Source organism: Paraperibacillus marinus (assembly GCF_046237605.1).
Taxonomy (GTDB): domain Bacteria; phylum Bacillota; class Bacilli; order Bacillales; family DSM-1321; genus Paraperibacillus; species Paraperibacillus marinus.
Genome location: NZ_CP143542.1, coordinates 642847 through 656171 on the forward strand (window position 1 = coordinate 642847; position 13325 = coordinate 656171).

A 13325-nucleotide genomic window follows, 5' to 3' on the forward strand; every position below is an offset into this window, starting at 1 on the left:
TAGAAATTGGAAACTTTTTCAATAATGATAATGTTATAATTGTAAGAAAAATAAAATAATTCACATTAAATGGAAATGCCATTAGTGAGGGGGAAATCATGAAGGCGGCTAAAATTCTGTTTATGTACATAGTTAGTATTCTTGCAATCTTATTTATAAGTGTTATTCCAAAGGTCACACTGGACAAGGGGTTATTTAATATTACCGGTTTTGTCCAGGAAACCCTGAATCTGACTCCTAAATTTGTGAACCCGGGAAATTGGATCATGAGTATGGGTGAATCCTCTTTCCCTATCATAAATATTATTTGGAAGCCGTATCTTTACTCGGCTTCGATATTGATAGGAACGATGGCAGCAGGAACAGCCCTTGCTCTTGTTCTGGCCCGGCGTGTTCGTGAAAGAAAAGCATTCGCTGCTATTGCAGTTGGGTATTTTTCCTTCTTTTCCAATTTAGGGGGAGGACTCTTGACTGGCGGCGCAGTTTTTTTTCTTATATCCCGATTTGATATACATGGGGTCGGCTTTGGGGGATATGTCCTGTCCTACCTGCTGGCAGCCGTCATCCCGGTTATATCGATTTTTGGTTTTTTCTTAAGGATAGAATCCGGAACTTCAGTTACAGAGATAACACATGATCCTAACCTATTAAAGCTGCTTATTAAAACTGCGGCATGGAGCGCGGCCATCGGACTGCTTGCGGCAGAGTACGTGGCAGGGACAAAGGGGATTTCCTTTTATATGGCCGCATCCCTTGAGCCGGTCGTGATTGCGGTGTGTCTGAGTCTGATGTTTACGTTGATATATGTTTTTTATGCATTCCTCATTATGTTCATAAAAGAGGAAGAGGCAGGCATTTCTTCGGGGGAAATCTGGAAGAAGCGCTTACGGACTGGCTTTGACATTATCAAGGTTCATTTTTCCAATCCTAAGTTTGCTGGCGGTTTTATCTTTCTTTTTGGCTTGCTGATCTTCAGCTTCTGCTATTCGGCATTTGCGGATGAACCCATCCAGAAGGTGAATCTGCTTACAGATGGAAAGGGCCGGGTGCTGAGCGCCCCGCCGCATCCTCCTTCTCAGTATATGTGGTTCGGGTCTGATTTCGGCGGTGCAAGCATACGGGACCAGCTGTTCGTCGGGGCAAAATATACCTTTATATTCGGACTCGTCATCGCTTTGCTGCGGGTAGCCGGTGGATTTGGACTGGCGGTCATCTATACATTCAGCCTCAAGGAAAGAACAAGGCTATTCATTAATAAGATTGTAGACTCCATTCACTTCCTGCCGCTCAGCCTGATTGCCGTCATTTTGCTGTCTCCCATCCTCATGGACCGCGGGGGCGGGGATTTTGAATATCCATTCATGGAACGGATTGTGCTTGAAGTGGTGATCCTGACCCTGCTTGTACTTCCGCTGACCACTGTCCTGATCGGCAATGAAATGAGGCTGATCGCTAGGGAGATGTATGTGGAAAGCGCACGGACACTTGGGGGCGATGACCGTCATATTTTGTGGAAGCATATCTTCCCGCAGCTGGCTTCCAGGCTGTTTATCATCTTTGGGCAGCAGTTTATCCAGGTTCTGCTGATCTTTGTCCATCTTGGCATTTTCTCTCTTTTCTTTGGAGGAACATTGGTCTCGCTGACCAATTTAGACGACCCAAACTCCAGTTTTACAAATGAATGGTCCGGGTTGATTTCAGACGCCAAAAACGCCTTTGCTTACGGGAAGTACTGGCTGGTGCTTTCTCCGCTGCTTGCCTTCATGCTCTGTATCATCGCCATGCAGTTCATTGTCCAGGGAGTGCAGGAGGTACAAAAGAAGAAAGTCGGTGTTCTTATGCCGAAGCGCAGGAATTCCAAGGGCAAAAAGGAACCGTCCCAGGTTCTTGCCATCAAAGAAGAGGGGCGGTTTGCCCTGTCATCCCAAAAGAAAAACAGAGTCATCTGACGAAGGAGGAGAAACCATGGGCTTTTTAGTAAAGTTAATTAAAATTGTCTTTTATTATGTGCTCGGAGTCATTGGGATCCTATTCGTCAGCGTCGTACCCGGGGTAATTGCGAGCGGAGCAGTCTATAAAATTCCAGTCTACCTGGAGGAATTTTATAAGTTTTTCTTTGAATTCCTGAAAAAAGAGAACTGGGTCTTTTATTATAAAAATCAGCCCGAGCCTATCCTGGAATTTTTAAAGGAGCCTTATATTTATTCTGCGAAAATATTTATCGGCGGCATTCTGCTTGGCTTTTTCATTGCCCTGCTCCTTGCCTTCCTGACATTCCTGCTGCCAGGGTATATTACCAGGCCGGCCAAAAAGGTGCTGAGCCTGCTTGAAACAATGCCGGATCTGCTGGTGGCTGTCCTCCTGCAGCTTTTGGTAGTAGAGTTTTTCAAAAAAACAGATATCCTTCTTTTCAAGTTTGTGGTGATTGGAGAGGAGACCATCTATCTCGCCCCCATCCTCACTCTGTCCATTCTGCCGGCCATCTTTTTATACAAACTGATTCTGATGCTGGCGGAGGAGGAGCTAATCAAACCATATACGGAATATGCATCGGCAAAGGGGATAGGGAGGCTCCGCATCCTGATTGTCCATGTTTTCAGAAATATCTTCCCTTCTATTTTCCATCATTCTAAAATCATCGTCTGGGGATCCATGTCTAGCCTGTATATTATAGAAACTATCTATAATACGCGGGGCCTGACGTATTACAGCCAGATGGCTCCAGAGCCTATTGTGCTTGCGGTCATGCTGCTCATGATTTTCACTCCTTTCTTCATCCTGTATCAGGCAGGACAGGAGTGGCTGGACAGCATGGCCGGGGGCAGCGGAAAGGAAAGGCGCAGAAAGGGCTTTTCCCTTTCAGGCTTCTCTTTTATAAAAAATCCATCAGTATGGATAAGAATTTTGCTCCAATATAAAAAGCCTGCGTTTATATTGGCACTCTTTGTTCTCTACTGTTTCCTTTTTATTAAAAATGACGAAGATCCTATCAAGCTTGCGCTCCTGAATTACAGTGCCAAGGCTCAGGAAGCGGGGGCAGGGGATAAGAGCTTTGCTGCAGCCAACTATAAGATCAAGGCAGATTTCAATCCTATGCTGAAGGCAGTGAAGGATGGAGACAAAGAAGTGTTTATGAGTTTCCAGAATTCTGCTGATAAAATGTTCTACAAGGAGCAGGAACACTTCTTTGACGAGATTGTCCTTAGCAGGAAGCAGGGCAGATGGGACACCTCGCTCGATATTGGGGAAATCAATGTCAGCTCGGCAGATACAGGCTCCATAAAAATTCTGGTAACCATGGATGGTGGAGGGGAAAGGTCCTATAAGAATGCTGTTACATACAAAATGATCAAAACCGTCGGGAAGTGGAAGCTGAATGACGTCCGCTTCAAAAAGAAGAAGTATAACACGGTAACGGTTCTCTACGAAAAAGGACAGGATAAAAGCGCAGATGAAGTCCTTCTGGAGGCAACCTCCATCGTCCGCTTATATAATCAGGAATTTGGCTGGAAGCCGGGTGATATTGAAATCAAGCTCTATTCAACTCCTGTTCAGCTCGCTGCTACCCTCCCTGCGCCAGAAGCCTATTCCTGGAGTGATTATGGAGAGAGCATTAAGATGATACATAAAAGTAATTCTGCTGGCGCGGCTGAAACACCCGGCCAAATCCTTACTTATGAAATAGCTGCAAAAATGCTCGCAGATCTAACCAATGATAATGCAGCCGATTATGTGCAGTCGGGATTATCCCAAGTAATGAAAAATATTGCGCAGGACACCGGAAGCGGCTATGCCCTGATCACAGATTACCTTCCATACCAGAAGGAAGAATCAAGAGAAATGCTGTCCCGCCTTCCGGCCATTTCAGAGATACAAAAATTCACAGAAAAAGATCCAATCCAGGGCATGTATGCCGGTATATTGCTTACTTCCTATCTGCTTGAGGAGAAAGGGATGGAGAAGTTCATAGAATTCGCCGCCGAACTTAAGAAGAGTGAATTAGTGGAAGAAGGATCCCATGAAAAAAGGAAGCTGAAGAATGAACGCACACTCCAGGCAATCCAGAAGGTGTATGGCCCATTAGGTAAACTTGATGCCGATATAGCGGCATATGCAAAAAAGAAATAATCAAGGAGGCTGCCCAGTGCAGCCTCTTTTCATGTCGAAATTTAATGGAGGATTCTCTTTCTATTCAGAAAGGACTACTTACACAGAAAGGCGAAAAGAAAGAAGAGATTATGGGTTTTTTTTACTAAAGGAGGAGTAGGAATGAACGTGAAGAAAAAAGGGCTGCGGTTTGCTGCGGCAGCCGTATTATTAGCCTGCCTGCCCTTTTCGGCAGCAGCCAAGACGGTAAAGCTGGACGACAGCCCTTTTACGGTGCGGTATGTGGCCCTGGGTGATTCGCTTGCAGCGGGCCAGACTCCGTACAAGTATGTGGATTATGGCTATCCGGACTATCTGGCAGAAGCGTTTGACGGAAAAAGGTACAAGCTTAAGGAATTTGATAACTATGGAATACCGGGGTACACCTCGGAGAACGTAAAGAACGATGTTGTTAAAAGTAAGAAAATCCGCGAAGATATCAAAGATGCAACACATTTGACCATCGACATCGGGGCAAATGACCTGCTGCCCAAATTGAAGACCGACCCGGCCGGCGCGATCATGACGGCGGCCGCCAATCTGGAAATCATCCTGAAGACCATCGACTCACTGAATTCACGAGTACAAGTCTATGTGATGGGTTATTTTAACCCGTACCCATCCATGCCGGCTGAGGAGCAGGCCAGGCTTCTGCCGATCCTCCAGAAGCTGAATGAAGTAATCAAAACAGCTGTGTCAAAAAATAAAGATACATATGTACCGACTGATGCACTGATTGCGGCAACGGCTTTGGAATACATTCCCAACCCTGCCGACATTCACCTGAGCGAAGCGGGGTATAAAGCAGTTGCTGCAGAGTTTTGGAAAGTCATGGACAAAAAGAAGAAATGAGGGAAAGGCCCGGCGGATGTTCTGCGGGGTCTTCTTTGTACCTCTTTAATGCGGTGCATTTTACTTAGCCGCCCATTTTAATGAAAATTTCCAAAAAACATTGAAACTGACATACCTGTCGATTATAATAACGACAAAGATGTCATTTTTAATGGAGGCTTATATGGAAACCAAATCGCTTTTCAAAAATAAACAGTATGTTTATTTAATCAGCTCGCAGCTGGTGTCTAATCTGGGAGATTGGCTGGATCTGCTTGCACTGATGGCCCTGGTCAGCATTAATTGGCAGGCAAGCCCGATGCAGCTGACCGGACTGATGCTCTGTTTTTCTATCCCGATTATTCTGTGGGGGCCTTTTGCCGGAGTCCTTGCCGACCGTTATGACCGGAAAAAGCTGATGATCATCGCCGACCTGGCCAGGGCTGCAGCCGCCCTCGGCGTGGTCTTTGCCCCCTCGATATGGGTGCTGTATGCTTTAATTTTCTTCAAAAGCTCGTTTTCGGCTTTATTCATTCCAGCCAAGAATGGAAAATTGAAGGAAATCGTCCCTGAGACTCAGATGCAGCAGGCTGTGTCACTGAGTGCGATGATTGATAACGGCAGCAAGGTGCTCGGGCCGATGATCAGCGGCCTTGCGGTTGCCTCAATCGGAGTCCAGCTGGCCTTCTATCTTGATGCAGCATCCTTTGTCGTTTCAGCCCTGCTCCTTTTGGGCTTGAAAAGCAGCCTCAGCCCTGCCGTTTCTGAATCGGCAATGGATAAGAAGAAGGGGCTGTTCCAGGAGATGGGAGCAGGCTTTGCTTTTCTTAAAACGATGCCGGCAATGCTATTTGGACTGATTGTCATGAGTTCGGCACTTCTTGTCCTTCAGATTGCCGATACACAGATTATGATCCTGCTAAGGGACATCCCAGGCGAACCCGTCAACCTGGTCGGCTACGCGATGAGTGCTTCAGGTGCCGGGATGTTCATCATGTCAGCGTACTTAAGCAAAAAGAAGATAACCTCTTTGACCGGCTATATGTCAGCGGGGGCGATCATAGTCGGCGGAGGCTTTGCCGGAGTGGTCTTTTTGACAGGACTGCCTCCCGCAGCACTCAACTTTATACTGCCTGCACTGTTCTTTTTTGTCGGCGGGGCGGCCGCGGGAATATTTATCCCCTTTAATGTGCTGGCCCAGAAAAGCACTCCGGTTCACATGAGCGGGCGCACTTTTGGTACTATAAATAGTGTAACGACCATAGCGGCGATCATCGGGATGGTCCTTGGCGGCATTCTGGTGGAAACGCTCGGCATCAAGACTGCGTTTGTCATGTCAGGCAGCCTGCTCATCCTGATCGGTATCGGAACCGCCTTCGTTAAAACCGGACAAAAAGGAAGTGTCGCTCTTGCCGAAAGTGAGCGAGGAATACAAAAAGAAGCGTAGGCAGGAAATTCTGGATATAGCAAGAAAGGTATTCATTGAAAAAGGGTTTGAACACACCACCATGACGGACATTGTAGAGGCATCCGGGCTAAGCAGAGGGGGAGTGTACCAATACTTCTCCAGTACGGATGAAATGTTCCGGGAAATCACAAACTTCAATGATCATGAACATGGAGACTGGATCGATCAGGTTATAGGTGAAAGCCATACAGCCTGGGAGGCACTGGACCGGCTGCTGAAGGAAAATGAGGCTGGCCTTTTGAATGACAGCATTGGATTTGGAATTGTCCAATTCGAATATTTTGTTAACAGCACGAGACGGGAAGAACGGGCGGCTTATTTGAATAAGAGATATAATTCAGCCGTTCAAAGCTTTTCAAAGTTTATCAGGCACGGAGTGGAGACAGGGGAATTCAAGCCCCTCCAGCCCATTGAGGCCATCACACTCTTTATTATCAACGTCCTTGACGGCACCCATCTCCAGCGGGTTATGACCCTGAATCATATCGGTCCTGCAGACGTCTATGTGGTAGAGCAGATCGACAGCCTGCGGATGTATCTGAAACAGGTACTGCAGGTGGATTCGTAAGGAAACAGCAGGAATTCATATCAGGTACCACAAAAAGTATGACTGTCCTTAATCGCCCCGGGAAGAGGGGGGGCAGTGCACCGGCAAATTGGGCGTAATAATCCTTTACGACCAAAAAAGGGCAGGGAGCAGAAAAACCGGTCGTAAAGAATCGTTTACGACCAAATAAGGCCAAGGCGCAGGCAAAACAGGCATAAAGAATCGTTTACAACCAAAAAGGGCCAGGACGCAGTCAAAACAGGTAGTAAAGAATCGTTTACAACCAAAAAGGGCCAGGACGCAGGAAAAACAGGTAGTAAAGAATCGTTTACGCCCAAAAAGGGAGCAGGGCACGGCCAACCGGTTTTTAAGGTGGTTCCGAAGAGTTCGGAGGATGTTCTGGAATGGCGGAAAGGCCATATGCCTTCCGAATGGTTCGGAAGGTGTATCATAACGGTTCGGCAGCTATTCCGAATGGTTCGGAAGGCTGCTCCTTCTACTAGCCGGAAGCTGCGGGGGTTTCGACAGAGATAATTGACGGACAGCCGGCACCAGCAGAATCCCTACTGCATACCTTTTAAAATGGATTAATTTATAAGGTTCTTTTCTATAAATTTGTCGATTTTTGAAAAGTTCTGTAAGAAGATTTTAATTATTAAGCCAAGCGGACTTACGCTTTAGGCGCGAGACTCCTGCAGGAGCAACGGGACAGGTGAGACCCCGCAGTCAAAGCCGAGGAGGCTCATCGCCCCCCCGCGGAAAGCGAGTGCGTGCAGCGGAAATCCACTTTCTTGTTCGATAGCAACACTATTTGCGAAATCAGCCATTATTAAAGAACATTATTTCTCAAATAGGTTCCATCAAACGTTTATACAGCTTTCCCAAAAGTTTGACAACTCATGTTTGATATATTATGATAATAACAAATAGCCGGATAATAGTTTCTCCTAAAGGGGAGTAGCTTTTACAGCAAAGTCGTCATTACGGAGCCCCGTGCTCCCGGCTTTGCTGGCAGCATTATGCTGTTAGCAAGACCTTTACCTAAGCGGTAAAGGTCTTTATTTATTTTCATAGACCTCTGCCGCTGAACGGGCAGGGGTCTTTTATTTGGCTATCAACCCTCTTAGGTCGTGAGAGAGGGAGGGAGCCGGGGAGGAGCGGGACAGGTGAGACCCCGCAGGCCGAGGAGGCTCAGCGCCCGCCCCGCTCCATGGGAGCACACTGGAACGGAGATCAACCTTCTTCTCCAATAGTCGGAATGCTTCACGAAAACAGCCAATATTAAAACCCAATACAGAAAGGACTGGACAATTTGAAAAAAATGAAACTTTCTCTGACAGAACTAGTAAAGATTAATAGGGAAGAGCTTTTAAGGGATAAAATTCAGCTTGAGAAGATTGAAAAACGTATCGATGAAAGGTATACGAAGCAGGTCTAATAAATGAATAAGCGGGACAAGCCGCAAATAAATGTAGTGGGGGAAAATGAATGTTGCTGAGAAAATATATGTGTTTATTAGGTGTAGGATCTGCCAAAATCGATCTCATCATAGAGAAGGACACGTATAAAGCAGGAGATACCGTCCATGGGCATTTCCTGCTGAAAGGCGGCACAATCAGCCAGCAGCTGAAGAGGATTGATTGTGATCTAGTGATGGAGGAGCGCAGCAGCAAGACAGAAAAGGTTGTAGAATCCGCGATGATTCTAACCTCCAAGACAATAGAATCGGAAGAAATGAATAAAGTTAAATTCACATTTTCGCTGCCGGAGGATCTGGTTCTATCATCCAAGGAGACAGCTTATCATTTCAAGACAAAATTAACCTTCAATGAGGGTGTGGACAGCACAGACAGCGATAGAATCAAAATCATAGAATAATAAATCATAGAATAATGAAAGGATGATTTCAGAGTTGATCAGAACTTTTAAGAGGCTGAAATTTGCTTTTAAAATAAAAAAGTTTCTGCCATTCATGAAGGATTATATTATGTCTGATGAAGTCCCGGTACGCAGTAAAGCTATTGGTTTTCTGCTGGTGATTGCATATATGGCATTTCCGCTTGATTTCATTCCCGACTTTTTTTCTATCTTTGGCATCATGGACGATTTGTTCATTGCCGGGATTGTTATTAATCAGATGATCAAGACGGCGCCCCTGGCCCTGAAAAAGAAACATGGGCTGGAAAACGCTGCATTTTAACTGATACAGGCACAGCCGGGCGGGCATTCCTCATATCCTGTTATAAGTGATACATGGGGGAGGTCTGCCGGGATGGATTATTCCTACTATCCAACCGATTATTATCGCCAAAACGAAAGGCTCCGTAAAGATATTGCAAATGCAATCAACGGGGAATTCAGTGCCGTCCAATGCTATGAAAGAACTGCCTCGCTCTCGCCGTCCAAAAAGGCCAGGGAGCAGATTCTTGAAATCCGGAAAGATGAAATCAGGCATTATCAGCAGTTCACACAGATTTATACTAACTTGTTTGGCAGCCAGCCGACCGTTAAGGCTGTCGAGGAGTGTCCACCGACATTCAGCAAGGGACTGGAGTTTGGCTTTAATGATGAGCAGGAGACGGTAGATAAATATCTCGAGATCTCAAGCTATGCCCAGGATCCAGGGGTCAGGGAATCATTCAGGCGGGCGGCCGCCGATGAGCAGAACCATGCGGTGTGGTTCCTGTACTTTATGACAAAAGGCCAGAGTTGAGAGAGAAAAACATATTGCACTCTCAGGAATTATGTGTAAATATGTTAAGTGAATTGAATAGCAAAAACACTAGGGGTGCTTATTGAAGCTGAGAGAGACGGAAGTCTTAACCCTTGAACCTGCACTAGATAATGCTAGCGAAGGGAAGTGGCGCGTACTATAAGAGTATGTTTATTTGAATCTGTCAAAAGATTTCAATTGTTCTAAAACCACTTTCATTTTATCGAAAGTGGTTTTTTATGTGTTGTGAGGAGATTGGACCTGCGAAAATAGAGCGCCTGGAGTGGGAATCATCAATAACCAAAAAAATTATGTGAACAATCATCTGAAAAGGAGAGTGGGAAAAATGAAGTTTACCCGGAAACTGTATGAGAAGCTGAAGCCTATCTGGAATGAGAATCACAAGCATCCTTTTGTGGTTGAAATGGGGGCGGGAATCCTAGATCCCGAAAGATTCCGTTTTTATATGATTCAGGATTATCTGTATTTGATGCAGTATACAAAACTGTTTGCCCTGGGGGCGGTTAAAGCGGAAAGCCTTGAGGATATGCGCTTGTTTTCTCTTTTGCTGCATTCCACCATATATGATGAAATGGAGCTTCACCGAATGTATGCCCAACGATTCGGCATTACTTCTGAAGAGCTTGAACGGGCAGAACCCTCACCCGTCACATTAGCATATACGCATTATATGCTGTATTCAGCTGGAAATGGGACTCTTGCAGACCTGACAGCTGCCCTGCTTCCCTGCATGTGGAGCTACTGGGAAATTGGCAAGGAATTAAGCTGCATTCCTGGGGCCTGTGACCATGAATTATACGGCGGGTGGATAAAAGCATACAGCTCTGGGGAGTTCGGAAGCCTTGCCGAGAGGTGCATAGGCTTGATGGACAGGCTGGCCGAAAGGAAGTCTGATGCAGACCTCGTGCGGCTTGAGACCATTTTCCTGAATACGACCCGCTTTGAGTATTTGTTTTGGGACATGGCATACAACAAGGAGATGTGGCCCGGCAATGTGTTTTGATGCATTAGAGTTAAGAGGAGTTTCATTTGCCTATCCCAATGGAAGGGTGTCAGCCCTCCGGCCTTTAAATGGGGTGGACTTTAAAGTATCTGCCGGTGAATTCGTTTCCATCATCGGGCCAAGCGGTTCCGGTAAAAGCACGATATTCAGACTGATTTCCGGACTTGAACAACCGGACGAAGGGACAATTTTACTGAATGGGAGCTTTAAAGCCAATCGTCTCGGCTGTGTTGGGTATATGCCGCAAAAGGACTTGCTGATGCCGTGGAGGACTGTGCTTGATAACGCAGCGCTGCCGCTGGAGATAAAAGGGGATGGAAAAGAGGAGGCACGTGAAAAAGTACTGAAACTTCTCGGCGAATTTGGTTTGAAGGATGTGGAAGGACACTTTCCGGCTGAGCTTTCGGGAGGGATGAAGCAGCGGGTTTCGTTCTTGCGTACCATCCTCAGCGGCTCTGATCTGCTATTATTGGACGAGCCATTCAGTGCATTGGATGCGATTACCAGGCTTGGTATGCAGGAATGGCTCCTCAGGCAATGGAGCAAATGGCAGAAAACCATTCTTTTCATCACCCATGATGTAGATGAGGCCATGTATTTATCTGATCGCATACTTGTGCTCCCAAAGGATGGAGGCCCCATTCAGGAGGTAAGAGTACCCTTAAAAAGGCCGCGGGCATTGAGGGATTTAAGCGGGCGGTATGCTGCTGCCCTTAAGGAACAGCTGCTTTCTGCGCTCAGACCAGGGACAGGTGTATGAGGAAGACTGGATATCTTTATTCCCTGTCACTCGCCGCTTTCCTCCTGATTATCTGGGAATTGGCGGCGGAAAGCTACGATAAAAGCTTTATTCTCCCGTCTCCAACAGAGATTACTCTGAAGTTATGGGAGCTCCGGTATTTATTGTTCTTTGAACATCTGCCGCCGACATTGATGATCATCATTACCGGCCTTGGCATATCCATCCTGCTGGGTACTGGTCTTGCAATATGGATGAATGCAAGCCGGACAGCGGAAAAGGCATTTTATCCTATTCTTATAGCATCGCAGACAATCCCAGTTATTGCGCTTGCCCCAATTTTCATTCTCTGGTTCGGCTATACCATCTGGAGCAAGGTGGCTGTCACTGTACTGATCACTTTCTTCCCGATTACCGTAGGTGCATTTGATGGGCTCCATTCCTATGACCGTAATATGAAAGAACTGATGCTGACCCTGGGTGCTTCCGAGAAAGATATATTTTTTAAAATGAAGATTCACGGGGCGCTTCCATCCTTTTTTTCAGGTCTCAAAGTGGCGGTTACGCTGAGTGTAATAGGCGCTGCCATCGGAGAGTGGCTCGGGGCCCAGGCTGGTCTTGGATATTTCAGCCGGAGGATGATGACCCAGTTTGACGGGCCGGGGGTATTTGCCCCCATTATCCTGCTGTCATTGCTTGGGATCCTATTGTTCCTGCTAGTAACCCTGCTTGAGAGAATATTATTGAAATGGAGAAAAAAAGGATGATAAAACATTTTGGAATATATATGGTCCTGCTGCTGTTATTGACTTCTTGCAGCCAGGCAGCTGAACATGCCGCCAAAAAGAAGGACGGCAGTGATGGATTACAGAAAGTCAGCATTATGCTGGATTGGTATCCAAATGCCGTACATAGCTTTTTATATGTTGCCGAGGAAAAGGGCTATTTTGAAGAAGAAGGTATTAAGGCTGATATACAATTCCCTGCAAACCCAACCGACCCATTGAATCTTGCGGCCGCCGGCAAGGTGACCCTCGGATTGTATTATCAGCCAGATGTGATTATGGCCCGGGCAAATGGAAACGTTCCGGTAAAGTCGGTAGCTGCAATCGTCCAATCGCCGTTGAATCATGTTGTATTTCTTCAGGATAGCAAGATAAAAACACCAAAAGACCTGGAAGGTAAAGAGGTAGGCTACCCCGGGATCACGCTGAATGAAGCACTGCTTAAAACAATGGTGGAGCATGATGGAGGAGACTTTGGCAGGGTCGGCATGATTGATGTAGGCTTTGATCTTGGAACATCCATCGCAGCAAATAAAACAGATGCAGTCATCGGTGCATTTATAAATCATGAAGTACCTGTACTTAAGCATAAAGGAATTTCCACCCGCAATTTCAATCCCACAGATTACGGTGTCCCGGCTTATAATGAACTGGTGATTGTCACGAGCGATCAGACATGGGATAGGCATAGAGATACCATCAGAGCCTTCTGGAGGGCTGCAGAGAAAGGGTTTGAATACGTGAAGGAACATCCTGACGAAGCGCTCGACATTCTAGTTAACCACCAGGATAAAGCGAATTTCCCGCTAAATAGAGAAGTAGAGAGGGAAAGCCTGGATATCCTGCTGCCAAAAATGGAGACCAGCGACAGGAGTTTCGGCTCCCAGGATGCGGCGTCATGGACAGAAGTGATGGATTGGATGCGGAACTCAGACTTGATGAAGACCGCGCCGAAAGTGGATGAAATGATGGTGGATATGGTGAGTGAGTGAAAATTTAATCCTTAAGGAAAGCAGACGCCGGGCAGATAAGCTATAATTAGCAATAAAAAAAGATAGCTGGAGTGACGCAA

The 13325-nt window shown here is 46.3% G+C and carries 13 protein-coding genes and 1 riboswitch; all 13 genes read left to right on the forward strand.

Going from position 1 to position 13325, the window contains the following annotated elements; translation table 11 throughout:
- Positions 1–98: 98 nt before the first annotated feature.
- The 13 genes from V1498_RS03340 (at position 99) to V1498_RS03400 (ending at position 13245) form a co-directional block, all read left to right on the forward strand.
- Positions 99–1949 (forward strand): ABC transporter permease subunit, encoded by a 1851-nt coding sequence (locus V1498_RS03340; protein ID WP_409296898.1) that lies wholly within the window; start codon positions 99–101, stop codon positions 1947–1949.
- A gap of 16 nt (positions 1950–1965) precedes the next feature.
- Complete coding sequence (locus V1498_RS03345; RefSeq protein ID WP_409296899.1) at positions 1966–4128, forward strand: ABC transporter permease subunit; 2163 nt, start codon at positions 1966–1968, stop codon at positions 4126–4128.
- 141 nt (positions 4129–4269) lie between these two features.
- Positions 4270–4998 (forward strand): SGNH/GDSL hydrolase family protein, encoded by a 729-nt coding sequence (locus V1498_RS03350; RefSeq protein WP_409296900.1) that lies wholly within the window; start codon positions 4270–4272, stop codon positions 4996–4998.
- Between the two features lie 163 nt (positions 4999–5161).
- Positions 5162–6424 (forward strand): MFS transporter, encoded by a 1263-nt coding sequence (locus V1498_RS03355; RefSeq protein WP_409296901.1) that lies wholly within the window; start codon positions 5162–5164, stop codon positions 6422–6424.
- Positions 6396–7013 (forward strand): TetR family transcriptional regulator, encoded by a 618-nt coding sequence (locus V1498_RS03360; protein ID WP_409299120.1) that lies wholly within the window; start codon positions 6396–6398, stop codon positions 7011–7013. The genes V1498_RS03355 and V1498_RS03360 overlap by 29 nt, the downstream gene beginning before the upstream one ends.
- 1300 nt (positions 7014–8313) lie before the next feature.
- Positions 8314–8430 (forward strand): FbpB family small basic protein, encoded by a 117-nt coding sequence (locus V1498_RS03365; RefSeq protein ID WP_409299121.1) that lies wholly within the window; start codon positions 8314–8316, stop codon positions 8428–8430.
- A 50-nt stretch (positions 8431–8480) separates the two neighbouring features.
- Positions 8481–8870: a sporulation protein gene (locus tag V1498_RS03370; protein WP_409296902.1), complete on the forward strand. Its 390-nt coding sequence runs from the start codon at positions 8481–8483 to the stop codon at positions 8868–8870.
- 34 nt (positions 8871–8904) lie between these two features.
- Positions 8905–9192: a YkvA family protein gene (locus V1498_RS03375; RefSeq protein WP_409296903.1), complete on the forward strand. Its 288-nt coding sequence runs from the start codon at positions 8905–8907 to the stop codon at positions 9190–9192.
- 72 nt (positions 9193–9264) lie between these two features.
- The gene (locus V1498_RS03380; protein ID WP_409296904.1) at positions 9265–9705 is read left to right on the forward strand and encodes a ferritin-like domain-containing protein; all 441 of its coding nucleotides are present in this window, start codon (positions 9265–9267) and stop codon (positions 9703–9705) included.
- Positions 9706–9766: 61 nt separating this feature from the next.
- Positions 9767–9868: riboswitch (TPP riboswitch) on the forward strand.
- Between the two features lie 183 nt (positions 9869–10051).
- Entirely contained in the window at positions 10052–10729 is a 678-nt protein-coding gene (tenA, locus tag V1498_RS03385; RefSeq protein ID WP_409296905.1) for a thiaminase II, read from the forward strand.
- Positions 10719–11489 (forward strand): ABC transporter ATP-binding protein, encoded by a 771-nt coding sequence (locus tag V1498_RS03390; protein ID WP_409296906.1) that lies wholly within the window; start codon positions 10719–10721, stop codon positions 11487–11489. The genes tenA and V1498_RS03390 overlap by 11 nt, the downstream gene beginning before the upstream one ends.
- Positions 11486–12235: an ABC transporter permease gene (locus V1498_RS03395; protein WP_409296907.1), complete on the forward strand. Its 750-nt coding sequence runs from the start codon at positions 11486–11488 to the stop codon at positions 12233–12235. Before V1498_RS03390 ends, V1498_RS03395 begins: the two co-directional genes overlap by 4 nt.
- Positions 12232–13245 (forward strand): ABC transporter substrate-binding protein, encoded by a 1014-nt coding sequence (locus V1498_RS03400; RefSeq protein ID WP_409296908.1) that lies wholly within the window; start codon positions 12232–12234, stop codon positions 13243–13245. The genes V1498_RS03395 and V1498_RS03400 overlap by 4 nt, the downstream gene beginning before the upstream one ends.
- Positions 13246–13325 lie beyond the last annotated feature (80 nt).